This window comes from uncultured Aquimarina sp. (assembly GCF_947492965.1).
Lineage (GTDB): Bacteria > Bacteroidota > Bacteroidia > Flavobacteriales > Flavobacteriaceae > Aquimarina.
The window spans coordinates 194,714-221,309 of the sequence record NZ_CANLOZ010000006.1 but is presented as its reverse complement, the minus strand read 5'-3'; the positions used below and the strand labels follow the sequence as shown (position 1 = coordinate 221,309).

The 26,596-nt window shown below is 32.2% G+C and carries 23 protein-coding genes; 2 read left to right on the top strand and 21 right to left on the bottom strand.

Annotated features, from left to right (window positions below):
* Window positions 1–12: 12 nt before the first annotated feature.
* From Q1B37_RS16785 to Q1B37_RS16705, 17 genes are all read right to left on the bottom strand, one after another.
* Window positions 13–1,815, bottom strand: coding sequence for an asparagine synthase-related protein (locus tag Q1B37_RS16785; RefSeq protein WP_299900419.1), 1,803 nt, complete (start codon window positions 1,813–1,815; stop codon window positions 13–15).
* Window positions 1,816–1,900: 85 nt separating this feature from the next.
* Complete coding sequence (locus tag Q1B37_RS16780; RefSeq protein WP_299900416.1) at window positions 1,901–3,229, bottom strand: hypothetical protein; 1,329 nt, start codon at window positions 3,227–3,229, stop codon at window positions 1,901–1,903.
* A 4-nt stretch (window positions 3,230–3,233) separates the two neighbouring features.
* Window positions 3,234–4,283 carry a pseudaminic acid synthase gene (pseI, locus tag Q1B37_RS16775; protein ID WP_299900413.1) on the bottom strand — a complete coding sequence of 350 codons (1,050 nt, stop codon included), beginning with the start codon at window positions 4,281–4,283 and terminating at the stop codon, window positions 3,234–3,236.
* Entirely contained in the window at window positions 4,267–5,148 is an 882-nt protein-coding gene (locus tag Q1B37_RS16770; RefSeq protein WP_299900410.1) for a methionyl-tRNA formyltransferase, read from the bottom strand. Before Q1B37_RS16770 ends, pseI begins: the two co-directional genes overlap by 17 nt.
* Window positions 5,142–6,155 carry a UDP-2,4-diacetamido-2,4,6-trideoxy-beta-L-altropyranose hydrolase gene (pseG, locus tag Q1B37_RS16765; protein WP_299900406.1) on the bottom strand — a complete coding sequence of 338 codons (1,014 nt, stop codon included), beginning with the start codon at window positions 6,153–6,155 and terminating at the stop codon, window positions 5,142–5,144. Before pseG ends, Q1B37_RS16770 begins: the two co-directional genes overlap by 7 nt.
* Window positions 6,152–6,841, bottom strand: coding sequence for a pseudaminic acid cytidylyltransferase (gene pseF, locus Q1B37_RS16760; protein WP_299900403.1), 690 nt, complete (start codon window positions 6,839–6,841; stop codon window positions 6,152–6,154). Before pseF ends, pseG begins: the two co-directional genes overlap by 4 nt.
* On the bottom strand, window positions 6,834–7,976 hold the full coding sequence (pseC, locus tag Q1B37_RS16755; RefSeq protein ID WP_299900400.1) for a UDP-4-amino-4,6-dideoxy-N-acetyl-beta-L-altrosamine transaminase: 1,143 nt from the start codon (window positions 7,974–7,976) through the stop codon (window positions 6,834–6,836). The genes pseF and pseC overlap by 8 nt, the downstream gene beginning before the upstream one ends.
* Window positions 7,977–7,981: 5 nt before the next feature.
* Window positions 7,982–9,001: a UDP-N-acetylglucosamine 4,6-dehydratase (inverting) gene (gene pseB / locus Q1B37_RS16750; protein WP_299900397.1), complete on the bottom strand. Its 1,020-nt coding sequence runs from the start codon at window positions 8,999–9,001 to the stop codon at window positions 7,982–7,984.
* Window positions 9,002–9,114: 113 nt separating this feature from the next.
* Window positions 9,115–9,963, bottom strand: coding sequence for a dTDP-4-dehydrorhamnose reductase (rfbD, locus tag Q1B37_RS16745; protein WP_299900395.1), 849 nt, complete (start codon window positions 9,961–9,963; stop codon window positions 9,115–9,117).
* Window positions 9,963–11,021 carry a hypothetical protein gene (locus Q1B37_RS16740; RefSeq protein WP_299900392.1) on the bottom strand — a complete coding sequence of 353 codons (1,059 nt, stop codon included), beginning with the start codon at window positions 11,019–11,021 and terminating at the stop codon, window positions 9,963–9,965. The genes rfbD and Q1B37_RS16740 overlap by 1 nt, the downstream gene beginning before the upstream one ends.
* Before the next feature lie 61 nt (window positions 11,022–11,082).
* Window positions 11,083–11,625 carry a dTDP-4-dehydrorhamnose 3,5-epimerase gene (rfbC, locus tag Q1B37_RS16735; RefSeq protein ID WP_299900389.1) on the bottom strand — a complete coding sequence of 181 codons (543 nt, stop codon included), beginning with the start codon at window positions 11,623–11,625 and terminating at the stop codon, window positions 11,083–11,085.
* 1 nt (window position 11,626) lies between these two features.
* A complete protein-coding gene (rfbA, locus tag Q1B37_RS16730; RefSeq protein WP_299900387.1) occupies window positions 11,627–12,484 on the bottom strand; it encodes a glucose-1-phosphate thymidylyltransferase RfbA in 858 nt (285 codons plus the stop codon).
* Window positions 12,485–12,540: 56 nt separating this feature from the next.
* Window positions 12,541–13,551: a dTDP-glucose 4,6-dehydratase gene (rfbB, locus tag Q1B37_RS16725; RefSeq protein WP_299900384.1), complete on the bottom strand. Its 1,011-nt coding sequence runs from the start codon at window positions 13,549–13,551 to the stop codon at window positions 12,541–12,543.
* A 55-nt stretch (window positions 13,552–13,606) separates the two neighbouring features.
* Entirely contained in the window at window positions 13,607–14,599 is a 993-nt protein-coding gene (locus Q1B37_RS16720; protein ID WP_299900382.1) for a hypothetical protein, read from the bottom strand.
* A gap of 5 nt (window positions 14,600–14,604) precedes the next feature.
* Window positions 14,605–16,296: a hypothetical protein gene (locus Q1B37_RS16715; RefSeq protein WP_299900379.1), complete on the bottom strand. Its 1,692-nt coding sequence runs from the start codon at window positions 16,294–16,296 to the stop codon at window positions 14,605–14,607.
* Window positions 16,297–16,322: 26 nt separating this feature from the next.
* Window positions 16,323–17,822, bottom strand: a complete 1,500-nt coding sequence (locus tag Q1B37_RS16710; protein ID WP_299900377.1) for a GH3 auxin-responsive promoter family protein — start codon at window positions 17,820–17,822, stop codon at window positions 16,323–16,325.
* A 9-nt stretch (window positions 17,823–17,831) separates the two neighbouring features.
* Window positions 17,832–18,701: a M23 family metallopeptidase gene (locus Q1B37_RS16705; protein WP_299900374.1), complete on the bottom strand. Its 870-nt coding sequence runs from the start codon at window positions 18,699–18,701 to the stop codon at window positions 17,832–17,834.
* A gap of 211 nt (window positions 18,702–18,912) precedes the next feature.
* On the opposite strand from Q1B37_RS16705, the gene Q1B37_RS16700 reads away from it, so the two are divergent.
* Together Q1B37_RS16700 and Q1B37_RS16695 are read left to right on the top strand one after the other, a co-directional pair.
* Window positions 18,913–19,104, top strand: coding sequence for a twin-arginine translocase TatA/TatE family subunit (locus tag Q1B37_RS16700; protein WP_299609150.1), 192 nt, complete (start codon window positions 18,913–18,915; stop codon window positions 19,102–19,104).
* A gap of 498 nt (window positions 19,105–19,602) precedes the next feature.
* A complete protein-coding gene (locus Q1B37_RS16695; protein ID WP_299900371.1) occupies window positions 19,603–19,944 on the top strand; it encodes a hypothetical protein in 342 nt (113 codons plus the stop codon).
* A 76-nt stretch (window positions 19,945–20,020) separates the two neighbouring features.
* On the opposite strand, the gene Q1B37_RS16690 is transcribed toward Q1B37_RS16695, so the two are convergent.
* The 4 genes from Q1B37_RS16690 to Q1B37_RS16675 form a co-directional block, all read right to left on the bottom strand.
* Window positions 20,021–22,147, bottom strand: coding sequence for a Tex family protein (locus Q1B37_RS16690; RefSeq protein ID WP_299900368.1), 2,127 nt, complete (start codon window positions 22,145–22,147; stop codon window positions 20,021–20,023).
* A gap of 45 nt (window positions 22,148–22,192) precedes the next feature.
* Window positions 22,193–23,176, bottom strand: a complete 984-nt coding sequence (locus Q1B37_RS16685) for a DUF4837 family protein (protein WP_299900366.1) — start codon at window positions 23,174–23,176, stop codon at window positions 22,193–22,195.
* A 248-nt stretch (window positions 23,177–23,424) separates the two neighbouring features.
* Window positions 23,425–25,050, bottom strand: coding sequence for a LysM peptidoglycan-binding domain-containing protein (locus Q1B37_RS16680; RefSeq protein WP_299900363.1), 1,626 nt, complete (start codon window positions 25,048–25,050; stop codon window positions 23,425–23,427).
* A gap of 219 nt (window positions 25,051–25,269) precedes the next feature.
* Window positions 25,270–26,457, bottom strand: coding sequence for a phosphoglycerate kinase (locus tag Q1B37_RS16675; protein ID WP_299900360.1), 1,188 nt, complete (start codon window positions 26,455–26,457; stop codon window positions 25,270–25,272).
* Window positions 26,458–26,596 lie beyond the last annotated feature (139 nt).

Here is a 26,596-nt window from a genome sequence, read left to right as displayed (position 1 = left end):
TGTAGAACTTGCTTATGACTTTAGATGATTTTGATAACAAATTAGACAACAGGTGTAATATACCTTTAGCAAATATTTGTCGTCAGTCATTATCCATTCATCTTCGTTAGTTAGAAATCGTTTTAGAAAAGACTCAAGCTTGTATTCTTTAACAAATGAGTCACTTGTTCCAATATCTTGCTTGATTATAGATCTTAAAATAATATCTAGCCCTTGGTTAAATATTAAATGACCTGTTCTAGAAACCGCTTTAGATCTTAAGTAGGTCTTTTTATCAATTTTATCAACCAAAGCTTCTCGCAATACATATTTATTAATCACACTATTTTCATCACCAAACTGAGATTTTCCTTTCATCGTTTTAATAGATAAATTAAAAGGTATTGTTGCAGAAAAATTAGCTAAGTTCATGTCGTAAAAAGGCATTGCTAACTTACCCCCTTGCAGATCTACCATATCTATCATATATCGCATATCATTAACGTATTGTTCAATCCATTTTTTTGAAACTACTTTGTTATACAGTGTTCTTTTATTTTTGATTTTCTTCAAATTGAGGTCATACTTTTCAAAAACATCCTTAAACCCTTCTGTTGGTAATCCATAAGCTTGTAAATTTGCAGGATCCACTTTAAAGTATACCAATTTTAAATATTTTTTAATATTAAACAGATAAAGTGTTCTTTTTAAACCCAAAAAGATCTTATTAGGGGTTTGTTTTCTTTTATGTAAAGTGTCAAATAGTTTTTGTAATGGAAATAATAAAATATCAATTATTGAAAATAACGGCTTCAAACCTTTTTTCGAAATGATAAATATGGAAAACGCGATTGAATCTAACCAATTTAATGCCGGAGTATGGAGTCTTGTATCTTGTCCTGCAAAATAAGTTCTATAGCTATCAGAAGAAACTTGATTACCAAAAATCCACATTCCGGGATATGGATTATTCATTTTAAAAATATTTTCCCTGAATACTTCTTCATTAATTTCACTACTTAAGTCTCTTTCAATTATCGATAATTTTACATTTAGGTGATCTGCAATACTTTTTGCATAAACAGTTTCATCCTGAGTGGTTCCTTTAACCTTAAATGAATGGTTTTCTATACTACTCTTATCAGTTATATCATCGATGGCAATTAACATTGCTACCGAATCTATGCCTCCCGAAAGAAAAACTACATTATGATTGTTTACATATTTTTTATGAGCTTTTACAATTTCTTGTCTTAATTGACGAATATTTTCTTCTTCGGTAAGGTTATTTTCATCCTCAATGATTTCTGGTTGAGAAAAATTATAGGATAACGTTTTAAAATCCTTTTCAATTTCTAATCTGCCACCTATTTTTAGTTGATCAATATTTTCATATATCGTTTGACCATCCCATAAGTAATCAAAATATAGCAATTGATATACAGCCTCTGAGTTTAAACATTTACTTTTTTTGTGAGCTATATCATGAACATTTGTGCTAATGTGAACACTATTGTTTTCTTCGATGTGAAAATAAATGGTGCCTAAGCCAGATAGATCTCTACCTAATCTAATTTTTTTATCTTTTTTATTAATTATAATCCAAACACCATCTTTTTCAAAAGATTTTTCTATAATCTCAATGGTAACATCTTCTTGGTTAGATAATACGGAGTTAATATAATTTTCAGAATAATTTGTTTTAAGAAAAAGGCATAAAGTCTCATTTTCGAAGAAAATTTCTTTTTCTTCGATCTTATAATATAAAAAGAAGTCTTTGAAATTTATTTTTTCAAAAAGGAAGGTTTCATCGTTGTTTTTAAAAGTTAAATACATTCCTAAAACAGGTTTATCATTAAAATTATCAAGCTCTCAATTCCGAAATATTGCAAAAAATTGATTTTTTTAATCAAAAATCCAATCAGTATTTTTGAGGTTCTTGGTTTTGAAAGATCAGGTTAAATGCTTTAACTATATTTTGAATATTACTTTTTTCCAAGCATTTAGGATCGCTAAAAGGGTCAGATACAATTCCCTTAAAGCTTTTTTGATTTAACATATTAATAAAATCTAGCCTTTCATCGATAGAACTTTTAGGAAATTCGTTTTCCTTAACCATAGCAACGATATCTGTTAATTCAGAAATTTCGTTCAAAAACAGACAGTTATCAGAGTCATTGTTTAATGTTCTAATTAGAGTGATCACGGGTTTATTTGCTAAAATACTTTCTATTGCAATTGTACCAGTTACCGTTATGATCATATCCACTTGGTTAAACACGTCTTGCATTTTTACCGCGTGGCCTAGCTGTATGATTCTTTGACCCTTTTGACATATATCGACGAGTTCGTCTGATAATTCATATTTTGATTTTGGATTTGGTTTTACATACAGATCACAGTTCTCTGGTAGATAGTCAATAATTTTTCTAATCAAATCAGATTGATTCCTCCATTTTCTCCCCCATACATCAATATTAGCTTCTGGTTGCATTTGCAAAGGGTACAATACTTTAAATGTATTATTCTTTTTTACTCCTGAAATTGCAGAGGATTCCCAGGTATCAATATTTTGTTTTTTTGACTTCTCTATCTTATACTTGACTAATGGGTTTGGTGTGTTGTATTTTTCTCCACTGATAAAGGAAGTAATTTTCTTGGCCTTGTCTTTAAGAATTTTTGTCTTTGACATTGATACCCTTTTCATATAATCGGGAACAGACTTTTTATTGACAATCCCGTCTATAATACTCAAAGCTTCATCTTTTGGCAACACATCTTCTGAACCCAAATAAGGTGCCAAGGTATCATATTTATAAAACGAAAACCTTCCTGAAGGATACCGGCAAGAAGATGGGTTTAGATACGTTATGTTTCTTTGTTTACAGACCTCTATAGCTAACAACTCATGAAATGCAGTTGATTCTCCAAAAACAAAATCAGGTCTAATTTCTGAAATACATTTGTCAATCTGATCAGCATAGTAATAAAAAAATGATTTGTCTTTTTTTTCAAAGAAATTTACTTGTCTGTCCGATTTGATAATTTTATCATATTCTATGTTAACAGAATCCTTCGGTGAATAATTTGATTTGGCATTTGGAAAAGGAATTATGTTTGTTTCTCCAATTTTGGGAGTAAATTGTGGATTTTGAACAATCCAAAAAATGTCATGTTTTTCAATAAGGTCTTTTACGACCTCTTCAAAAAAATGGGTTTTGTATCGATTTTCTAAAAAAAGTAGTTTCATACAATTATAATTCTTTTTTAATCATATTTAAACTTAATGGTTGTCCCTTTTTGACATCTTTGCTAAAAGTTTTATTTAAAAGACTCTCATAATATTTTGGGTGCAGTCCATATCCGGGACGAATGGATCTTATATTCTTCTCAGAAATAATATCTCCTTTTTTTACATCTTCAACTACAAACAAAGAACGAGCGAACTTTCTATTTTTCTTTACTTTTTCTGAAAGTTGGTAGGTTGCAACCCCTAACATCTTTTCGGTATTTCTAACCGCATTAACCATTTCTGTAAATTCGTTCTCATCTAAAGAAAAATCAGCATCAGGTCCGCCAATGGACTTATTCAAAATAAAGTGTTTCTCGATCACTTTAGCTCCAAGTGTAGTAGCAATAGCCGGAGCCAAAGAACCGTATGTATGATCGCTAAATCCAACTTCGACATTAAATCTTTTTTTTATATCAGGAATTGTATTGAGATTTGCCAATTCTAATGGTGCGGGATAAGATGATGTGCATTTTAACAGAATAATATCATTATTACCTTCTGCTTTACAAGTTTCAACGGCCAAACGTACATCTTCTTCAGTTGCTATACCAGTAGAAATAATAATAGGTTTCCCTTTTGATGCCGCATATTTGATTAAAGGAATATCCTGAATTTCAAAAGAGGCTATTTTATACGCAGGGACGTCAAATTTTTCAAGGAAATCAACTGCCGTATGATCAAAAGGAGATGAAAAGCATATTAATCCTTCTTCTTCTGCAACCTGAAACAACTTTTGGTGCCATTCCCAAGGAGTATATGCTTCTCCATATAGCTCATACAACGTTTTTCCATCCCACAAGGTTCCTCCTTCGATTCGAAAATGCTCATTATCACAATCTATTGTAAGCGTATCTGGGGTATATGTTTGCAATTTTATTGCATCCGCTCCTGTTCTTTTGGCTGCTTTAATTGTTTCGACAGCTACTTCAAAATCGCCATTATGATTAGCTGATAACTCGGCTATGATAAAACATGGGTTGTTTCCTCCAATAGTTTTATTTCCTATTTTCATTTCCTAGTTTTTTTCCTTTTATAAAAATTATATTGTCAGTTCTCACGTCTTCTAATTCTACAGCTCCGTTAGGTGTTTTTACAACTAGCTTATAATCTGACCGAATTATAGTCCCATTCTCGTCTTGGTATTCAAATCCAATATCACTATAGCTAATTTTGTCTATAATTACTTTTACGCCTTCATAAAACGTAAATGCGCCAGGATATGGATCTGCTTGAGCTCTCACCCAGTTTCTTATTCGTTCTTTTTGCCAATTCCAATTAATCTCTCCATCTTCTGGCACCCTTTTTCCGAAATATGTTGCTTTGGAATCATCTTGTTGTTTGAATTCAATACTTCCGTTCTCCAATTTGACCAATACTTTCTTAATTAATGGAAAATATTGATCGGCATACTTAGATAGTATTGTTGCTCCGGTATCATTTTCCTCTATTGGCACAATGGTCTGATCAATAATGGCTCCAGTATCGCAGCCTACATCGATTTTATGAGCTGTGATTCCTGCTTCCTTTTCGTTATTAATTATTGCCCAAACATGAGGGGTTCTACCTCTATATTTAGGCAACAAAGATCCATGCACATTAAAAATTAGTTTTTTAGGATGTAGTATGATGTCTTCTTCTATTAAAAATAAATAATTTACAGAAATGATTACATCAATATTTATATTTTTAATAAAATCAAACCCTTTACCGTTTCTGGGGTTTCCTGCATAATATGGTATTTTGTTGATTTCACAAAATTCAATTATTTGACCAGATTTTTTATCAGTTAACACAAAAGCAACTATATAACGTTTGCAAATTTTCTGCAAAGTTTTATACCCAAGTCCACCACTACAAAGTATCCCTAATTTTAGCATAATTCCTTAATCCTAGTTATAAATCTTTCGTTAATTTTTGAATCAAATAATTCTTTTTGAGCATTTAAGTTATAATCATAACTTTTCCGTTTTAAAATGCGATTTATGCTCTTTTTGAAATCTGTAATTTCCCAATTAGTAAAGTCTCCTGCGGGAAATATAGCTGCTTTCTCTTTAAACCCCTTGTAGATAAGTTTTTGATTATCTACAAAATACCCTCCAAGAATTGGCATTTTTACACAACAGAGTTCGTATAATATTGTACTGGTCGGAGCAACTGCAAAGTTACAAGATCTCATCAAAGAGATCAGTTCTTCTTCCGATAAATTAAAATGCAAATAAACCCTTGACAAGTGTTGTTCAGCTAATTCGTAAATATCTTTGTATTTGTACGCAGCTCCTAAAACTATATGAATTTCCTGTATTTGTCCTATTTGTAGAAGTGCTTTTACAGTTTTTAAAGAAAGGTTTAATTTATCAGCTCCTCCAAAACACACAAATGCTTTTTCTACACGTTCTATTATTCTTTCTTCTTTTGCAGCCGCTAAAAAAGAAGGCCTTAGCAAAGCATATTTTGTTCCCAATGCATAGTTTGTATATCCAGAATCCCTAAAATCGGCAATATTTATAGCAGGTGAGTGATTGATTACTAAGTCTGCATGCATGTGTTCTTTTGCGAGATCATCAATATAAACCAATGTAAACTGAAGTGCTTTTATTAATTTTTGATATGACGAATCAAATTGGTATCCGTCTGCGATTATAATAGATTCTTCTGGTTTGAATTGTTTGGCAAGCCAACTTGGTTCTTCTTGAATAGATATATTGTTATCTATTAATTTCAAGTTATACTCTTCCGGAATGACTTTTATAGTCGAAGAGGTTCTTGTAAGGTACATACAATCAAAATGATCTTTTAGCATTTCTACTACAGCAAACAACCGGTATAGGTGGCCTAAACCGGTTGCTTTGTTTCCGTCTGCTCTAAAGAGTATTCTTTTTTTCATTTTTCAAGAATTAACTGATATTTTACTTCTGCTAATTTCCAATCTGTTTCGGTATCAATGTCCTGTGCTTCAATTTCGGAAATCACAATAGCTCCAGAATTTCTTAAAAAAAGTGCTTTTTCCTTTAAAAAAGCTTGGGTTTTAACCCAATAGTATTGTCCTGAATCATGAAAACGCGTAGGTAGGTCCTGAGATCTTGTAGTAAGATACTTCTGCCAAACCATATTTATGTTATCTCCAACAAACTCAAGGCTTCTTTGAATTGGATAGGAAAAAGGAATAACGGGAAATACTGAATCCAGTTTTTTTGAGACTAATTCCTTAAGTCCAATCTTAAGTTTTTTGCTATTTACAAAAGGTGCTGTTGGAAGAATACAACAAATTTTATCAAACTCTCTTCCTTTAGCATTGTAGGCATCAATTACTTCGCTCACTACATCTGCAATTGTAGCAAAATCATCTGCATTGTTCTTGCTTCTTAGAAAAGGAACCTCGGCCCCGCACTCCCGAGCAATCTGAGCTATTTCAGGGTTATCGGTAGACACCATAACCTCTTCAAACAAACCTGAATCTATTGCAGCTTCTATAGAATAAGCAATAATAGGCTTGCCTAGAAATGGTTTTATGTTTTTTCCAGGAATACGTTTGCTTCCACCTCTGGCAGGTATGATTGCGAGACTACTCATTTATAAATTCTAAAACTTTAGAAATCACAAAATTATGTTCTTCTTCTGTTAATGTGGGATACATTGGCAAACTCAAACATCTGGAATAATATTTTTCAGAATTTTTCAGATTTGCTCCATCATACCCTATCTCTTTATAATATGGCAACGTATGAATTGGTATATAATGAATTTGCGCAAAAATTCCATTTTCCCTCAAATAGTTATAAAGCTCTTTTCTCTTCTTCACTTCAATTACAAAGAGGTGATGCGCATTATAACTGTCTTTAGGAAGTGATTGATATTTTATTTTGTCGCTAAAGGCTCGTTTATATCTTTCTGCAATCTCATTTCTCTTTTTAACTCCTGTGGTGTTTTTTGTCAACTGGGTTATCCCCAACGAGGATTGAATGTCAGTTAATCTATAATTGAATCCTAATTCTTGCATTTCATAATACCAACCTCCGTGATTTTCTGACATATTATCTTTAGTAATCCCGTGAGTTCTTAATAGAGATAATTTTTTAAACAACTCTTCATCATTGGTGGTGATCATACCGCCCTCTCCACAAGCTATATGTTTTACTGGGTGGAAAGAGAAAATACCTATATCTGCATAGTTTGAATTGCCACACATTTGTTTAGCATTTTTAGAATCCGTAAAGTATCCTCCCGGAGCGTGGCAAGCATCTTCTATAATCCATAAGTTATGTTTGTCTGCAAGCTTTCTAAAATTTTCCAGATTAACGGGTAATCCGGCAAAATCCACAGGTATTATTCCTTTAAAAAAACCTTTTGGTTTACTTTCTATTAGTTCTTCGGTTTTTTCTAAAGACAGCAAATAGGTTCCGGGATCAATATCTGCAAACCAGACTTCTCCTCCTGCATATCTTATACAGTTTGCAGAGGCAGCAAAGGTTATTGGGGTTGTAATTACCCGATCACCGGGTTTAAGTCCTAAAGCAAGCACCGCTAAATGTAAACCAGCTGTAGCATTACTAACAGCTACAGAATATTTGCAACCAACATACTCTGAAAATTTACCTTCAAAACTTCTTACAACAGGCCCTTGGGTCAAAAAATCTGATTGCAGTGTTTCAACAACCATATCGATATCATCTTGATCGATATTTTGTCTTCCGTATGGAATATTCATTTTCATTATACCTCAAAAGTTGAATCTACGTGAGTTTTTATAAGTGCTCTTAGGCTCTCCACTGTTTCCCAATCATTGTTTTTCCCTGAGTTATAGCTAAAACCTTGGAGCACTTTTTGGGCATTAAAGGTTTTAATAAAATCTTCTAGACTCCATTTATGTGTCGCAGGAAGTATTGTATAATATTTTCCTAAATCGTAGGTATAAAAAGAGTCTGAAGGAGTGATCATTTCTTCATGTACCTTTTCGCCTGGTCTTATTCCTACTATTGGTTTTTCGCATTCTGGTCCAATAGCTTCTGCTACATCCATAATTTTGTATGAGGGTATCTTAGGTACAAAAAGCTCTCCTCCCCAAGCGTGCTCTAGTGCATGCATCACCATTTCGACACCGCCTTCAAGAGAAATATTAAAACGGGTCATTCCCGGGTCGGTAATGGGTAGTTTGCCTTCTTGCTTTTTCTTTTTAATAAAGAAAGGGATAACCGAACCGTTAGACCCCATAACATTTCCATATCTCACTACAGAAAACCTAATTGGGTTTTCTCCTTTTATATTATTTGCTGCAACAAACAGTTTGTCAGAAGTCAATTTGGTTGCTCCATAAAGATTAATTGGGGCACAAGCTTTATCTGTAGATAAAGCCACAACTCTTTCTACATTGGTTTTAAAACAAGCTTCTACCACATTCTCAGCTCCACCAATGTTGGTCTTAATACATTCGTCAGGGTTATATTCTGCAATATGCACGTGTTTCATCGCTGCTGCATGTATCACATAATTTACACCCTGAAAAGCTCTAACAAGTCTATCTTTGTCCCTTACATCACCAATAAAGTATCTGAGTTGCGGGAATTTTTCATTTGGAAATTCCTGAGCCATCTGGAATTGCTTTTGCTCATCTCTTGAAAATATGATTAACCTTCTAATTTCCGAATGTTTGGACAAAATATGTTTTGTCAATGCTTTTCCTAATGAACCGGTACCGCCGGTAATGAGTATTGATTTTCCTTTAAGATCAAACATGTCTATTATTTTATTTTAAACAATAAAATATATACTTCAATAATGTTTTTCAGTATCTATTTTTTAATTCCTTATAAAAATATTTATCAATCACCCCAAAATATAAAATAAAATTAATTAGCTAATTCTTTCAAAGATATTTTCCAATTTAAGATAACTGAATTAAAAGTGCCTGTAATCTTTTTTTTACTTAACACGCTATATTTTGGACGTTCTGCAAAAGTAGGGTAATTATCCGTTTTTTCAAGGCTTATTTCGTTTCGTTTACCCAAAATTTTTAGAATTTCCTCGGCAAAATCGAACCAAGTAGCACTACCAAGATTACTAAAATGATAAAGACCATAATTTTTATTATCATTTTTAATAATTTCTATTAAAAATTTAGCTAAATCATTTGCATTTGTGGGAGTACCTATCTCAGCAGTAGTAATAGTTAATTTTTTATCTGTTTTTGATTTTTTAACAATAGTTTGATAGAAGTTTTTACCAAATTGAGAGTACAACCAAGAAGTTCGAATTATAAAATACTTTTCTTGTATTTCTTGAATATATTGTTCTCCTAGTAATTTGGATTTTCCGTATTCGTTAATCGGGTTTGGTATATCTTCTTCCGTATACGGAGTGTTTTTATTACCATCAAATACATAATCCGTAGAAATATGTAATAAAATGGTATCGTATTTTTGACAAACCTCCGCAACATTTTTTACAGCTTCTGCATTAACTAAAAATGAATCTTTTGATTCCTTTTCAGCATTTTCTACGTTGGTATATGCAGCGCAATTAATTACATAATCTATCTTGTCATTTTCAAGAAAATAATTATGAAGTTTTTCCTTATCCCTGATATCTAATTGATTAGAATCAGTAAACAAAAAACTAATATCCCCACTAATATTAGATAAAACTTGAAGACACCTTCCTAATTGCCCGTTAGCACCTGTGACTAAAACTTTTTTCATCAAGGCTTAGAAATTCGGTTATAATTTTTTAAATAATTATTTAAGGCTAATAACATTAATATCAAAAAGGTCAATCCAATAAAAACGATTGGTAACAACACTTTTTTCTGAGTAAAAAGATCGTTTAATAATGCTGCCCTATCCGGAAAATCTGAAATAACATTTACAATTTGCTTAGTATTTGCCTTTTTCCTATTGATATCTAGGATCTCTTTTCCTAAAGATTTTGCTTGCTTAAGTAGTGTAATTTCGGACTTGTCTAATTCTTTATTCTCTGAACTTAGACTAATACTAGTATTAGTGGCTGTTTGTTCCTTTTGAATATCTAATAATTTCAATTTCTGATAAAAAGACTTCAGAGAATCAACTTCCTCTATTTGCTTACGAATGATAGAATCATCCAATTTCAGATTTAAATCGTTTGTGGTTTTTTGCAGTTTAAAATATTCATTATTTGATATGGATCTAACTATCGCATTTTGTGTTTTTTTAGCAACTTTAGGATCAAATGTCTCAATTGTCACTTTGTGAAATCTTGCATTAATATTATTAAAGTTTTCTAGATAATCCTTATAACTTAAATTAGCTCTAGAAACACTGTCTAAAGTCGAAACAAAATCACTAAAATGTTTTAATTTTTGGTTATCATCAGAAAATGATTCAATTGACACTTCTTTAATACTACTGGCTTCTTGATTTGAAATTTTTAAGGCAGCCGCTAAGTTGTTAAAATCTTCTTCTTCCGCCAGCTCATTATAAAACTCTATATTATTATACAATTGTTGTGCACTATTAAAATTAGGTTCTACAATCATTGAAGACTGGTAAACTGGTTTTGCCGTTGAATCGAAAAACCATCCTATACCAAGTCCAACAGCACCAGCGATTACAAATTTTAAAAAATGTTTTTGAAGAAAAAGAAGAAAAAGAATAATAGCATGAAAAATTCCCTTTAAAATCTTTCCGATAAACAAAAATAATTTATTAAACGCACTGCCAATTAATTTAAATAATTGACCTAAATCTATTTCTTCAGAAGGGTTTTCTTTAGTACTCATCAAGTTTAAAAATAAAAATCTCAGCAAATGTAAGGGCTTTTATGTTATGTAAAAATTATATCTAAAAAACTTCATTGAAAAAAGGTAAAATTATGTCTTTTTCTGACAAAAGCACTTCTTCAATATCTAATTGCCAATTTATATTTAAAATGGGATCGTTAAATCTTATCCCTGATTCGGATTCTTTATTGTAAAAATTATCACATTTGTAATTAAAAATAGCTTCTTCACTTAATACAACAAATCCATGTGCAAAACCTCTGGGAACGAATAATTGATAATTATTTTGATCACTTAATTCTATTGAAAAGTGTTTTCCGAAACTAGGGGAATCCTTTCTAAGATCTATAGCAACATCCAAAACCTTGCCCTTTGCAACTCTAACTAATTTTGCTTGAGCATATTCTCCTTTCTGAAAATGCAAACCTCTCAACACTCCTTTCGAGGAAATAGATTGATTATCCTGAACAAAATCAATCTCTAACCCAGTAACCTTCTTAAATGTTTTTAAATTAAAACTTTCGAAGAAAGAACCTCTATCATCATTAAAAACCCTTGGTTTAAGAACAAAACAATCTTTTAAAGGGGTTTTTTCTATTTCCATACTAATCTAATTGTAATAAATATTTTCCATATCCGCTTTTTATCAACGGTTTTGCGAGCATCTCTAATTGGTTTTTGGTTATGAATTCTTTATTATATGCTATTTCTTCTATGGCCCCTATTTTTAATCCTTGACGCTCTTCTATTACTTGAACAAATTGAGAAGCTTGCATTAAGGAATTAAAAGTACCTGTATCGAGCCAAGCTGTGCCTTTATCCAAAATACTTACTTTAAGCTTTCCTCTTTCTAAATAAGCATTATTAACATCCGTAATTTCTAATTCACCTCGATCACTTGGTTTTATGTTTTTTGCTATTGATACGACTTCATTGTCATAAAAATAAATCCCAGGAACGGCATAATTGGATTTCGGTATTTCTGGTTTTTCTTCTATTGAAATCGCATTTCCTTCAGCATCAAAATCTACGACACCATATCTTTCGGGATCTTGCACGTGATAAGCATAAATAATTCCTCCATCCGGATTATTATTACTTTCTAAAAGACTTTCTAAACCAGATCCATAAAAAATATTGTCTCCTAAAATTAATGCTACTTTATCCTCTCCGATAAAATTTTCTCCTATAATAAATGCTTCTGCTAATCCGTTAGGTTCTTCCTGTATAGCATATTCAAAGACACATCCATATTTTTTACCATCACCTAATAACTTTTCAAAAAGAGGTAAATCTAAAGGGGTAGAAATAATTAGAATTTCTTTTATTCCTGCAGACATCAAGGTGGAAAGAGGATAATAAATCATCGGTTTGTCGTACACTGGCATCAACTGCTTACTAATTGCTAATGTAAGTGGGTGTAATCGCGTTCCTGAACCTCCTGCTAAAATTATTCCTTTCATCTTTAATCCAATTGTCTTCAATAACCTAGTTAACACTAGAGTTTTGAAGTATTATTTTACTGATATTTTTCTAAATACCAATTTATTGTTTTTTCAATTCCAGATTCAAAATTTTCCTCCGCGTTCCAACCTAGTTCGTTTTCAATTTTTGATGCATCGATCGCGTATCTAAAATCATGACCTGGTCTATCTTTTACAAAAGTAATAAGATCTAAATATGACTTATTATCTTTTAATGGTTTTATGATATCGAGAGTTTTACATATTGTTTTAGCTATATATATATTCTCTCGTTCATTTTTTCCTCCGATATTATAGGTTTCTCCTAATTCTCCTTTTTCCAAAGCTAAATCAATTCCTTTACAATGATCTAGAACGTATAACCAGTCTCTAACATTCTTTCCGTCTCCATATATAGGAATATTCTCCTCGGCTAATGCTTTTCTGATAATGGTAGGTATTAGTTTTTCATTATGTTGTCTAGGCCCATAGTTATTAGAACAGTTTGTTGTAACAACTGGTAAGCCATATGTATGAAAGTAACTTCTAACCAACATGTCTGAAGATGCCTTGGAAGCACTATATGGGCTGTTCGGCGCATAAGGGGTTTCTTCGGTAAATAGCCCTGTTTCTCCTAAAGTGCCATATACTTCATCAGTAGAAATATGTAAAAACCTACAGTCTTCTTTTCCTTTTTTAAAGATGTTAGGTGTATCCATCCAATTCTTAAATGCTGCTTGTAATAAATTGAAGGTGCCTACAATATTTGTTTGTATGAACTCACCTGGATTAGCTATCGAATTATCCACATGAGATTCTGCTGCAAAATGGACTACCCTATTGATATTATATTCTTCGAAAATTCTCTCTACCAAATTCAAATCACATATATCACCCTTGGTAAAAGTATAATCACAATTATCATATATATCAATATTATCTAAATCAGCTGCGTAGGTAAGTTTATCTAAATTAATAATTCTAATATTATCATCTTTCGACTTATAGTTCAAATAATTGGAACCTATAAACCCTGCTCCTCCAGTCACTAAAATATTTAATTTCATCTCTTTATAATATTGTTTTTATGTCTTATGGAACTAATGTTTGATTCCTCAAATTTTAACTTATTCGTTTTTTTGTGACTATCTTAATTTGTCCAAACAGATAAATAGTAAAATAGATAAGGCATACTAAAAGGCATAATAATAATGGAAAAAAGAAAATTGTTCTCGAATAAAAAGGTTTTTTAGAAGTTAGTACCTTAGAATCTCCAACAACGGAAAACACCTTGTTATTGAGATTAATTGCTATTTGATCTGTTTTTATAGCACTCATTATTTTAGACTTTTGCTCTAATAATGATGCTACTTTATTAGTCTCATTTTCATTTGAAACGATAACAAGTTTATCATTTTCATTATTATCATTTGACTTCTGAACGATTTTGGTGAGATAATCATCTATATATTTTAAAGAAGCCTGATTATTTTTTATCGCTTCTCTAGCCTGTTTTATACTTAAATCTAATTCCTTAACGTAATGTTCATTATTAGATACTGAATTAAGTATGCTTTCAGAAATTTTCTCATTATATGTTTCTTTCTTGTTAAAGAAAATTCTAACAATATGGTATTTATAAAAATAGGTGAATTTTTCACTATTCATAGCTTTAGGAGAAAAATCCTGTATGCTGTATTGAAAGTTTTTATCCTGATATTCTCGATGTAAATAATCAAAAATATCTTCTATAGCTACAATTGGTTCAATTTTTACAGATTTAATATTTCCTAACCACTCCTTTTTTATACCAAGTGATTCTAAATACTTTTCATCACTTTTTCTTTGAGGAAACTCATCAATAAGATTATATATGTACCTAATTGAATTAACTTTTGGCTCTATAATAACCTCTTGTTTAATTATTTCTATTCCATTTTTTTGATCCAAAAAGTATCCCGCTACTAACCCCACAACAATTAAAGCTAGAAAAAGCCAAACCTTTTTAATAAAAAATTGGATGGTTTGATATATTAACTTAACTATATTAAAATAAAGCTTACCAATCGGTTTAAAAATTTGCTGTAAATAAAGCTCGTCTTCTTTATAGCTCATATATTCTATTTGTCTTTAAATATTTGCTCTAAAATTTTCTCGGTAATTAGATATGTAGGTTTTACTCCTGTGGTACCTAATCCTCCAGATGCTAAGGTACTTCCTGTTTCTAAAGGATTATCAGAAGCATAATATGCATAATTTACTTTTACATCAGAACTGATACTTCCTCTTAATTTTGAAGCAGATTGTATCGCTTTTTGATAATGCGCACCTTCCATTTCTAAACCTATCACGTTCCATGTAGATTCATGGAAAAATTTCAGAATATCTCTATTTTGCAGTGAAGTACCTAAAACGGTAATCATTGCTCCTTCGTAGATATCTATACCATGACCTTCTAAATCTTCTTTTCTTAGTCCATTGTCAAAAGGATAATTATCTGCTGTCCCTTCGAATACATGAGCAGATGGAATCATAATATCTCCTTTACCTCCTTCTAGAATACCCGCTTTACCCATTAGGGAAACGGATTTAACATTTAAGTATTTTCTACTCTCGGATTTCTCATAAGGCTTTAAAAGCTCATCCATTGTTTCATATGCTTGTTCTCCAAATGCGTAATCCATAACAATGATAACCGGCATACTATTGATATCTTTTTCTGAAACGTTTGTTTCAAAAAGACCATTTGTATATTTCGAAGTATCGAAAATTTGCACATCGATATTGGTTCCGCTTTCGTCTTCCAGAAAAGTCATTCCTTTCTGAAGCGCTAATTTCTCTACCTTAGCTCTAAGCTTATCATTCTTATGCTGACTTAATAATTCGTATATATCAAAAGTATCTTTGTTTTTCAATTCTGTTTTAAGTGCTAAAGGAGCATACATAGTATTCATAACGCTATGCATATTTGCACTTATAATATGTATTGGACGATCTATCAAGTTTAATTCTTGTAATTTACTTTTTATAGTATTCGCCCATCGTTCTCCATGAATATGATGCCCTAAACGTTCTCTTAAAACAGGACTAAATGTTACCAATCTTTTATTTTCATTTACTGATTCTTCAATAGCTAACTTTCCTAACCAGTAAATAATGTGTATAAAACGCTCTTTGTTTTCTGGACAAGAAAAGCTACCATATATGGAAGTAACTTCCTGAAAAGTTCTTCCCAATATATTGGCAGTATGTGTGAGCACAACCTCGCGTTCAGATTTCGTAAGGTCTTTTTTAGAAGTAACTGCTTTTTCTAGTTTATCCCAATCTCTAGTTACATTTCCTTCTTCATTAATCACTACACGATTCATGATTTTATGCGACTCTATGAATAGAAAAGTAAGATGCGTAAGAATATCATAAATTTCTGATCTTCCTCTAGTTATCTCAATATTCATTTGTTCCTCATCAATCCTGTAGCAATTTCTTCTTCGTTTTGGTGGAACAATTGGTTTAAAATGAGAATTTTTATATCCTTCTTCACTTGTAAGGTTAATGTAGCGGCATTCTTCGATTCCTATAGGTAAGCGATCAATAACGTATAATAATCCATCTAATTCTACCTTTTCTTCGGCAACTGAACCGTAAATTTCTGGTCTAAGTGTTAGTAGTCCTTCTCTTAAGGTATCACCGGAAACTCCCATTGGTTTATAAAAACCTCTATTAAATAGATGTCGCATTGTTATGTACATGCGTTCTATGGCACTTGAACTTTCTTGTGCTCTTGTTCTTCCTTTTAATTTGAGATTTGTCATAAAATTTTTCCTAACAAATATATAACTTATTTACCTATACCCGTCATCAAGGAATCCGCAATCTTTCTATCGTTAGAAAGTCTAGGTAACTTATTCTGACCACCTAGTTTTCCAATAGATTTCATATACTCATTAAAACCATCTTTTGGCACGGATCGTACTTTTAATGTTCTCAGTACATTTCCAGTAATTAAATCATCATAATAGGTATTTTGTTTTCGTAAAGCATTGTCTATTTGGATTTCTAGCCCTGCTATATCTTTTGGACTTTCCTGAAATTCTATAAACCATTCATGATAAGGTAATTCAGAATCCTTTGGGTTAATCTGAGGTGCTACCGTAAACTCTTTAATTACAGCACCAGTAGCTTCAGTGGCTTCTTTCATCGCTTGCTCTACTTCTTTTCCGATCACGTGTTCTCCAAAAGCCGAAATAAAATGTTTAATTCTACCAGACACGATAACTCTGTACGGTGAGGTACTGGTAAACATTACTGTATCGCCGATATTATAAGCCCATAAACCTGCATTAGAAGAAATAAGCATCACATAATTTACATCTTTCTCTACATCTGCTATGGTAATTCTTTTTGGATTATCTTCGAAAAACTCATCTGCCTTTACAAACTCATAAAACATTCCTGAATCTAATTGAAGTAACATTCCCTTCTCGTCTTGAACATCCTGAAAAGCAAAAAAACCTTCTGAGGCAGGATATAACTCGATACTTGCCACTTTTCTTCCTATTAATTTTTCAAAAGTAGCTTTATAGGGCTCAAAATTAACTCCTCCATAAATGAACAATTCGAAGTTTTTAAAAAGCTCACCTATTGATTTTCCCGTTTTCTTTTGCAACTTTTCGAAATACATCTGTACCCAAGGCGGAATTCCGCTAATGATAGTCATATTCTCATTTGCAGTCTCTTCTACGATAGCATCAACTTTTGATTCCCAATCATCAATGCAATTTGTTTCCCAACTTGGAAGTCTATTCTTCTGAAGATATTTTGGAACATAATGAGCTACTATCCCTGATAGGCGTCCTAAATTAATTCCGTTTTTCTCTACCAATTCTGGACTTCCTTGAAGAAATATCATTTTTCCATCTACAAAAGAAGCTTTTCCACTTTCTGCGATATAACATAAAATGGCATTCTGTGCAGCCTTAATATGCGTTGGCATGGAATCAGAAGTCAACGGAATATATTTTACTCCACTAGTCGTACCCGAAGTTTTTGCAAAATAAATAGGCTTTCCAGGCCATAAGATATCATCTTCACCAGCTACCACTCTATCCACATACGGACGTAACTGCTCATAATCTCTGATTGGGACTTCTTTTACGAAGTCATCATGCGTATGAATTTTAGTAAAGTTATGATCTATACCAAAAGCTGTATTGCTTGCTGATTTTAATAACTCTTCGAATACTCTTTTTTGAGTTTCTACTGGATTATTAGCCCATTTATCTATCTTTTTACGAATACGTTTTGCAAAAATCTTTGCCCCAAATGATTTAATAGACATTGTATGTTTTTATTCAAAATCAATAAATTTCGACGGATCTGTAGGATATCCATCTCTCCATAATTCGAAATGCAGGTGAGGACCTGTAGTAAGTTCTCCTGTTGACCCTGCTGTTGCGATTACCTCTCCAGCTTTTACTAATTCACCTTGTTGTTTCGTTAATGACGCATTATGTTTATAAACGGTAAGTAAACCATTTCCATGTTCTAAAATAATAACGTGTCCCGTTTCTGAAGTCCATTCAGCAAAAATAACAGTTCCGGCAGCAGCAGCTTTGATCGGGGTATCTTTTGGCACAGCTACATCAATTGCATAATGTCTTTCGTTTACATTATAACCAGATGTCACACTACCTTTTACTGGAGGAAATAGTGAAAAATCAGTACTAGATTTTTCACTTTCAAAAAGACTATATTTATCTTCTCTAGAAACTTCTTCTCGTAATTGCATATCCTGCTCAGAAGGATTTAAATCTACCTCATCAGGATTTAGCTTTTGCGACTGTACTGCAGAATCAATATCAAATTCAACCGTTTTTACATCTCCTGTTAGTACCTTCTTAATCGAATTGTAGTATTCTTGATTTACCGCTAGTACCGTTTCTAAGGAATCTGCTGTAGATACTAATCTGGTGGCTTTTTGATTAAGAGACGTGGAAGAATATCCTGGTATATATTCTCTTAATGGCGTAAATGCAATCAAAATAGTCGTACATGAAATTAAAATAATCGATGTTATACTCGACAATACAAAAACATTTAACCGGGTAAGTTTAAAAGATATTCGTTCTTCAAAAGTATCCTCATTAAGAATTACTAATCTATATTTGTTTAGTAACTTCTTGGTAATTCTCTTTTGTTCTTTTTTCTTTTTAGCCATAGATTAGTCTGCTATCTCCGCAGTTCCATTAGTTACGCAAATATACATATTCTCTTAACGGATAAAAATGCTAAAGTTTATATTAAAACGTTATCTAGAAGCGAATAGTACTGAGATAAGCTGTGAATATTATCTTAAAACTATCTTTTCGTGCTTTAAAAAGGTCATTTTTAGGTAAATCTTGTTAACTTTGTAATCTAAATTAAAGAACATGGTGTCATTAAGTATATTTTTAGGAATGTTAGGTCCTTGGCAAATTGCGCTAATTGTTGCTGCAGTTTTACTTTTATTTGGAGGAAAGAAGATTCCAGAATTGATGAGAGGTCTGGGAAGCGGTATTAAAGAATTTAAAGATGCTTCTAAAGAAGATGAAGATCCTAACAAGATTGAAGAAAAGAAATAAATAGTATCACACTATCTATTATATGAAATGCCCAGCTAAAAAATAGTTGGGCATTTTTTATGCTCTAAAATTATAAACTGTTCTAATCAAACTTTCCTAATCTGTTCTTATTCATTTATTATATATACCATTTGAACTGAGTTTTGTAATCCTTTACCTCTTAGTTGAGGATGAATATACAATTTAAGAATTAAAGCAGTTATAAATATTTTAAGTAATCCAAAAATTACAGTTCTTAATTTTATCTAAAAAAACGGTATATCTATAATAACTTGCTTTTTAGCGAAATAAAAGTGCTTATTTATTAGATAATTGTACTTTGATAATCAGAAAATTAGGGTAAAAAGTGTTTTATTTTTACGGTAAAACCATAAAATTTGTGTATTTCATCGAGTTTAAAAACCACTTTATCTAAAAGTTTCTCATATGTTTTGTGACACTGTTTTTTCGTCTTAACTTTGAGTATATCAAACAAGTAACTTCATAAAGCCCCAAACTATGAAAACTATATTTTTTACAATCGCAATTTTATTTTCTTTCGCTACTGTTTCTGCACAAGAGACTGCTCAAATAGAAACTACTAATACTGCTTTAACAGTAAAATCTTCTAAAACAGATTTTTACAAAGCATTAATTAAAGCGAATAACTTTGACATTACTATAAAAGAAGATAAAAAAGAAGTTACTAATACTACTAAGACAGAATTTTATAACCTTTTATTAGAAAAAAACGGTTTTAATACTGATACTAAAAAGACAACAAGATTAACTAACATAATCAACAAAGAACAAAACACAAGAAACACTGTTACTAACGCAACTGTGGGCTTGTTACCATAATAAAGAGATATAAAAAATATAGTTGATACTCCTTTCTAACGAAAGGAGTTTTTTTTTGTTTTAATTCTAGCTCCATTTAATCTACAAGTGACAATTGAATTCTCTTTCTATTTAAGTCCACATCTAATACAGTGACCATTAATTGCTGATTTAACTGTACTACGGCATTTACATCACTTATATATTCATTGGCCAATTTAGAAATATGAATTAAACCACTTTCCTTGATTCCAATATCTACAAAACATCCAAAATTAGTAATGTTATTAACTATTCCAGGCACTTTCATTCCAGTTTTGAGATCATTAATTGTTTTTACATTAGGATCAAACTCAAAAATTGTTGCCTTTTTTCGAGGATCTACTCCAGGTTTCTCTAATTCCTTAATAATATCGGTTAATGTTGGAAGACCCACATCCTCTGATGTATAATTGTTTAATTGAATTTTGGCAATTGCTGTTTTATTACCTATCAATTCTTTTAGCGGTATTCCAACATCTTTAGCCATTTTAGAAACCAACTTGTATCGCTCTGGATGCACAGCGGAATTATCTAATGGGTGACTCGGTTCTGTTATTCTTAAAAAAGCTGCTGCTTGTTCATATGCCTTTCCTCCTAGTCTAGGAACTTTTTTTAATTCTTCCCTAGATTGTAATGCTCCATTTTCTGATCGGTAGCTCACGATATTCTCAGCAAGTTTCTCTCCTATTCCAGATACGTAACTTAATAAGGGCGCACTAGCAGTATTTACATTGATACCAACACTGTTTACACAACTCATTACTACAGTATCCAATTCATTTTTGAGTTTTGTTTGATCTACATCGTGCTGATATTGCCCAACTCCTATCGCCTTCGGATCAATCTTTACCAATTCTGCTAGTGGATCGGCTAAACGTCTTCCGATAGATACAGCTCCTCTAACAGTAACATCGTAATTAGGAAACTCTGCTCTGGCAATTTTAGAAGCTGAATATACTGAAGCTCCACTCTCATTTACCATAAATACCTGAATTTGGTTTTCGAAAGGTATTTTCTTAATAAACGCCTCTGTTTCTCTTGCTGCAGTACCATTTCCTATAGCAATTGCTTCAACCTTATAAGCGTTCACCAGTGATTTTATCTTCTTTATTGCATTGGTAGTTTCTCGTTGTGGAGGATGTGGATATATGTTCTCATTGTGTAATAAATCACCTTGTTGATCCAAGCAAACCACCTTACATCCTGACTTAAATCCAGGATCTAACGCTAATATTCTTTTCTGTCCTAATGGAGAAGCTAACAGCAACTGTTTTAGATTTTGAGCAAACACGTTAATCGCATTATCGTCTGCTTTTTCCTTAGACTGGTTCAATACTTCTGTAGAAATCGCAGGAGCTAATAATCTTTTATAAGCATCTGCTATTGCCAAAAACATCTGGTCCGTACATGCTTCTACATTAGATTTTATCATAACATCATCGATAATATCCAAGGCATCATTCTCTGGAACAGTAATTTTAACTCTTACTATTTTTTCATTTTCAGCTCTTAATATTGCTAGTAATCGATGCGAAGGGCATTTATGAAGAGGTTCTTCCCAATCAAAATATTGCTGATACTTTTGGGACTCTTCCTCCTCTTTTTTTGTTTTAATTACCGCTGAAGAGATCGTAGCTTTACGTTGAAATAGTCTTCTTAATCTATTTCTCACGGTTGAATCTTCATTAACCCATTCTGCTATAATATCTCTAGCACCTTGTAAGGCTAATTCTTCATTTACAATAGTATCATTTAGATATTGTGAAGCAACATAAAGGATTTCTTCTTCTCGTTGTTGCATGATCACTTTTGCTAAAGGTTCTAGCCCTTGTTCCTTAGCCACAGAAGCTTTTGTCTTTCTCTTTTTCTTATAAGGAAGGTATAAATCTTCTACTTCTGAAAGCGTTTGGGCAACTTCTATCCGTTTTTGTAATTCTGCAGTAAGTGCATCTTGTTCTTTTATAGATGCTAAAACACTTTCTTTTCTTTTTTGGAGTGCTTCAAACGATGTTTTATACTTAACAATTTCTCCAATCGCTACCTCATCGAGATTTCCTGTCGCCTCTTTACGATATCTGGAAATAAAGGGAATTGTAGCTCCATCATTTAATAATTCGATGGTTTTAGAAATTTGCTTTTCAGAAACAGGTATCTGCTTAGAGATATAAGAAACAATATTCATGGGTTACATTTTGAACCGCTAAATATATTATAAAATTACCTATTTCTACTCAAATTTTATGCTCTTAATAATTGCTTCTAGCTCGAACATATAATCTCTTTTTCTTACCGATGGCGCTAACACAAATCCTTCTATTACCAACTGTCTGCTATTAGCGATATCGTCTATTACATAATTCACAAATGGACCCGCCATATATCGATCTTTTATTTCCCAAGTGCCTTTGGTTTCAAATGTAAATTTATTATCTAACTTGGTTTCATATAAATACGGAGCATATGCTTTTTCTGTAATGAACTTACCTGAATTTGTGGGTATCTTTAACATACCTACAGAGTCTCTTACTTTAATAATTTTGGCAATAGTGTTAGAATCTTTTGGTATACTTCCCATTGGTAATTCATAGATCATTAAATTCATATCCCCATTGGTTACATCTTTTCGTAACCAAAAGAACTTATCCTCTTCTTTAGCAATTCTATAGGCGGAAGGCATTTTTAGAGTAATTCCCATTTTTTCTTTTAACTGAGGAATATATTCTAAGGATTTTTTAATTCGATATTGCTTCTCTTTAGTCTCTACTTCTTTATAATTAGCAATGATATCTGCAGATCTTTCCTGAATTAGTTTAACAATCTCTTCATCACTTGTTCCCGTAATCACATATCCTAATTGAGGTGTGGCATATTTGTTATTAGCACGATATACCTTAGATTCATCTCCTTGCTGAACTTTTAAGAACAATCTATATCTTCTGGATAATCCTGTAAAAGCATCTGATGGAATTTGTTTCATAGAAAATAGCGGTTCCTCTTGAGGTAGACCAGGCACTTCTGCTCCGAAATACTTGCGTATGGAATCGCCTAAGCTACCCGTCCATACATCATTGTCAACGACTACAGCTAGCTCATTAATTTTACCAATGGATTGCGCCAGTGAACCGTTAATCTTTTCTGAGGAATCCTTTTTAGTTTCTTTACAGCCAAACAGACATACAGCTGAAAATATGATAAGTGCAAGTTTTTTCATCTACTTAAAATTTTTTATTTTAAAATGAATGCAATAAAAAATTTCTGCTTAGATCAACCGCTATGCTTTCGCATAAAAAATTTAATTATTCGGTAGTAAGCAAAAAATTAATTTTGTTTATGCTCATTTCATAATACAAATATACTTGGGATAAGGTAATATTAAAAAAATACTATCTAGATAACCAAAATAGTTCTGGTTATAACATCATAAACCATTCCAATGTATTGTGAAAGGTCAAATAAAATTTAAGATTTAGAAAGCTTCAGCTTCATTCCCGGTTTTATACCAGTTCCACTGATGTTATTCCAGCTTCTGAGGTTTTCTACAGAAATTCCTTTGAATTTCTGAGAAATGCTCCATAAGGTATCTCCTGATTTTACGGTATATGTTTCTGAACTACCAGTATTAACTGTAGCAACAGCTTTTTTAGAAGTGCTTTTTTTAGGTCTATCTATTACTGGTCTTCTTGGATAAATCGTGAGTCGTTGTCCAATTCTAAGATTGTTGCTTCTTAGTCCATTCCAACGTTTTATCTGGCTTACTCTTACACCATATCTACGAGCAATTCTTCCTAGATAATCACCACTACGCACTCTATATCGGATACGGTCATTAGCCTCAAAAAATTTAGGTAAAGGCTTTTCTCTTTTATTAAATTCTTCTTGTGCTAACGCATAGATTTGGTTTTCATTAGCAACAAATTTACCCACTTGGTCCAGTGGTAACCTTAATACATAATTCTCATCTTTTATGTGTGGGATGATATCTAATTTATAAGAAGGGTTTAGAAACTGTAACTCTTCGATATTAATATCCATGACTTCAGATACCTGGTCTAAGGTAATCATTTGCTTTACCTTTATGGTATCTGTTTCAAAATATGCAAACTCTGGTCTTTTAGGTTTAAATCCATGTTCTTCGGCATATTCAAAAATGTACATAGTAGCTAAAAACGCTGGTAGATATCCTGCAGTTTCTCTTGGTAAATTATGACGAATATTCCAGTAATTGGTGTATCCTCCACTTCTTCTAATCGCTTTGGTTACGTTCCCTGGTCCTGAGTTATAAGAAGCCAACGCAAGATCCCAATCTCCAAAGACACGATATAAACTCGCTAAATATTTACAAGCGGCTTGTGTAGCCATAATAGGATCCATACGCTCATCTACATATGAGCTTACTTCTAATCCAAACATTTTTCCTGTTCCGAACATAAACTGCCATAATCCTGTAGCACCTACTCTAGATTTTGCTCTAGGTTTTAATGCAGACTCAACAATGGCTAAATATTTTATTTCTAAAGGAATATTCTGATTGTCTAATTCCTGTTCGAATAAAGGGAAATAAAACTCACTTAATGCCATAAGCCTTTCCAAATGCTCATGTCTATTCTTTAGATATCTTTTTATCACGCTCTCTAATGAAGGATTATATTCTACATTAAAGGGAGTTCGTGCATTTAATTCGGCTAACCTAGCTTTTAGTGTATCTGTTGGAAGATCAACATACTCCACTGGTTCATATGTTAACTCAGTTACCGATTTATAAATGCTATCAAATAAACTAGAATTGTATAATTCCTGTTTCCAAATGGAATCTAATTTGGCTAATTGAGGATGATCTTCGATTGTATATTGTACACTATCTTTTACGTTTGTTTTAGTAAAAGTGGTAGTTTTTAACTCACCGACGGTGGTGGTCGTTTGTATTGTATCGAATACCTGAACTGTGTTTTTTTTAACTGTTAGTTCTTTGTTAAGTTTTAATGTTCTGGAAGCTTTTGAATTGGAAGTTGAAGCAGGAATAGTATCCTGACCAAAAGAAACCAAACAAGAAAGAAAACTAAGGTATAACCAACAATTTTTTATCATTTCGAATATTGTTTACGAGTACTCCAACTAACGTATATTTTGGAGCGATTTATATAATGTTTGTACAAGTTATTAACAACACTGCTGCGAAAATCGTGTTTTTTTTCTAAAATCCAAAAAATCAACAAGTTAAAAACACAAAAAAATCAGTCGAAGTGACTGATTTTTAATAAGTTTTGTGTTAATTAAGACTTTTCTTACAAGGTATTGAGCCCTTTGTTAATTTCCAATGGCAGCGATACCAGGAAGTGTTTTTCCTTCTAAGCTTTCTAACATAGCGCCACCACCCGTTGAAACATAACTAACTTTGTCTCCAAAACCAAATTGTTTAACCGCAGCTACAGAATCTCCACCTCCTACAAGAGAGAAAGCTCCATTTTGTGTTGCTTCTGCAATAGAATGCCCCAGAGCAATGGTTCCATTCGCGAAGTTTTCCATTTCAAAAACTCCTAACGGACCATTCCAAAGTATCGTTTTAGAATCTAATATTACCTGATGAAAATTCTTCAATGTTTCTGGTCCTGCATCTAATCCCTGCCATCCATCTGGAATAGCATCAACACTCATAGCTTTAGTGTTAGCACCATTATCAAATGCATCTGCACCAATAACATCTACTGGTAGGTGTATTTGAACTCCTTTTTCTTCTGCTTGCTTAAGAATATTTAAAGCCAATTCTTGTTTATCGTCTTCACAAATAGAATCTCCAATTTGTCCTCCTTGAGCTTTGATAAAGGTATAGGTCATACCACCACCAATAATTAGGTTGTCCACCTTGTCTAAGATGTTTTCTATAATCGTAATCTTTGACGAAACTTTAGATCCACCTAGAACAGCTGTTATCGGTTTTTCTCCACTTTTCAGTACTTTATCAATACTATCTATCTCTTTAGCTAATAAGTTTCCAAAACATTTATTTGCTGGGAAAAACTGAGCAACAATTGTTGTAGATGCATGTGCTCTATGAGCAGTTCCAAAAGCATCATTTACGTATATATCTCCCAATTTTGAAAGTTCTTCTGCAAAACCAGCATCACCAGCAGTTTCTTCTTTGTGGAATCGAAGATTTTCTAATAGCAAAACTTCACCTGGATTTAATTGTGCAACAGCCTCTTCTGCTTCTTGTCCAACGCAATTAGCCGCAAATTTTACTTGTACACCTATAACGTCTGCTACCTCATCCACAATATGATGTAACGAAAACTCTTCTTGTATGCCTTTTGGACGACCTAAATGAGACATTAATACAGCACTACCACCATCTTCCAAAACCTTAATAATAGTTGGTTTGGCAGCTTGTATTCTAGTATCGTCAGTTACTTTATAATTTTCATCTAGGGGAACATTAAAATCTACTCGAATTAATGCTTTTTTATTTTCGAAATTAAAATCATTTATTGTTTTCACACGTTTAAATTTTAGTAATTGTTTTAATTTAATTATAAAATTGAGAACGTGTGTAACCACTTCGTTCTCTTATTAAAAAATTTAACTATTCTCTTTTAAAAATCAATTTTTAAATTTTTTAATCTTCGTTTCACCGAAT

Bases quoted from the DNA above. Each gene is read 5' to 3' on its own strand.
- Q1B37_RS16785 (WP_299900419.1), bottom strand. From the start codon at position 1,815: ATGTATTTAACTTTTAAAAACAACGATGAAACCTTCCTTTTTGAAAAA.
- Q1B37_RS16780 (WP_299900416.1), bottom strand. From the start codon at position 3,229: ATGAAACTACTTTTTTTAGAAAATCGATACAAAACCCATTTTTTTGAA.
- pseI (WP_299900413.1), bottom strand. From the start codon at position 4,283: ATGAAAATAGGAAATAAAACTATTGGAGGAAACAACCCATGTTTTATC.
- Q1B37_RS16770 (WP_299900410.1), bottom strand. From the start codon at position 5,148: ATGCTAAAATTAGGGATACTTTGTAGTGGTGGACTTGGGTATAAAACT.
- pseG (WP_299900406.1), bottom strand. From the start codon at position 6,155: ATGAAAAAAAGAATACTCTTTAGAGCAGACGGAAACAAAGCAACCGGT.
- pseF (WP_299900403.1), bottom strand. From the start codon at position 6,841: ATGAGTAGTCTCGCAATCATACCTGCCAGAGGTGGAAGCAAACGTATT.
- pseC (WP_299900400.1), bottom strand. From the start codon at position 7,976: ATGAATATTCCATACGGAAGACAAAATATCGATCAAGATGATATCGAT.
- pseB (WP_299900397.1), bottom strand. From the start codon at position 9,001: ATGTTTGATCTTAAAGGAAAATCAATACTCATTACCGGCGGTACCGGT.
- rfbD (WP_299900395.1), bottom strand. From the start codon at position 9,963: ATGAAAAAAGTTTTAGTCACAGGTGCTAACGGGCAATTAGGAAGGTGT.
- Q1B37_RS16740 (WP_299900392.1), bottom strand. From the start codon at position 11,021: ATGAGTACTAAAGAAAACCCTTCTGAAGAAATAGATTTAGGTCAATTA.
- rfbC (WP_299900389.1), bottom strand. From the start codon at position 11,625: ATGGAAATAGAAAAAACCCCTTTAAAAGATTGTTTTGTTCTTAAACCA.
- rfbA (WP_299900387.1), bottom strand. From the start codon at position 12,484: ATGAAAGGAATAATTTTAGCAGGAGGTTCAGGAACGCGATTACACCCA.
- rfbB (WP_299900384.1), bottom strand. From the start codon at position 13,551: ATGAAATTAAATATTTTAGTGACTGGAGGAGCAGGGTTTATAGGTTCC.
- Q1B37_RS16720 (WP_299900382.1), bottom strand. From the start codon at position 14,599: ATGAGCTATAAAGAAGACGAGCTTTATTTACAGCAAATTTTTAAACCG.
- Q1B37_RS16715 (WP_299900379.1), bottom strand. From the start codon at position 16,296: ATGACAAATCTCAAATTAAAAGGAAGAACAAGAGCACAAGAAAGTTCA.
- Q1B37_RS16710 (WP_299900377.1), bottom strand. From the start codon at position 17,822: ATGTCTATTAAATCATTTGGGGCAAAGATTTTTGCAAAACGTATTCGT.
- Q1B37_RS16705 (WP_299900374.1), bottom strand. From the start codon at position 18,701: ATGGCTAAAAAGAAAAAAGAACAAAAGAGAATTACCAAGAAGTTACTA.
- Q1B37_RS16700 (WP_299609150.1), top strand. From the start codon at position 18,913: ATGGTGTCATTAAGTATATTTTTAGGAATGTTAGGTCCTTGGCAAATT.
- Q1B37_RS16695 (WP_299900371.1), top strand. From the start codon at position 19,603: ATGAAAACTATATTTTTTACAATCGCAATTTTATTTTCTTTCGCTACT.
- Q1B37_RS16690 (WP_299900368.1), bottom strand. From the start codon at position 22,147: ATGAATATTGTTTCTTATATCTCTAAGCAGATACCTGTTTCTGAAAAG.
- Q1B37_RS16685 (WP_299900366.1), bottom strand. From the start codon at position 23,176: ATGAAAAAACTTGCACTTATCATATTTTCAGCTGTATGTCTGTTTGGC.
- Q1B37_RS16680 (WP_299900363.1), bottom strand. From the start codon at position 25,050: ATGATAAAAAATTGTTGGTTATACCTTAGTTTTCTTTCTTGTTTGGTT.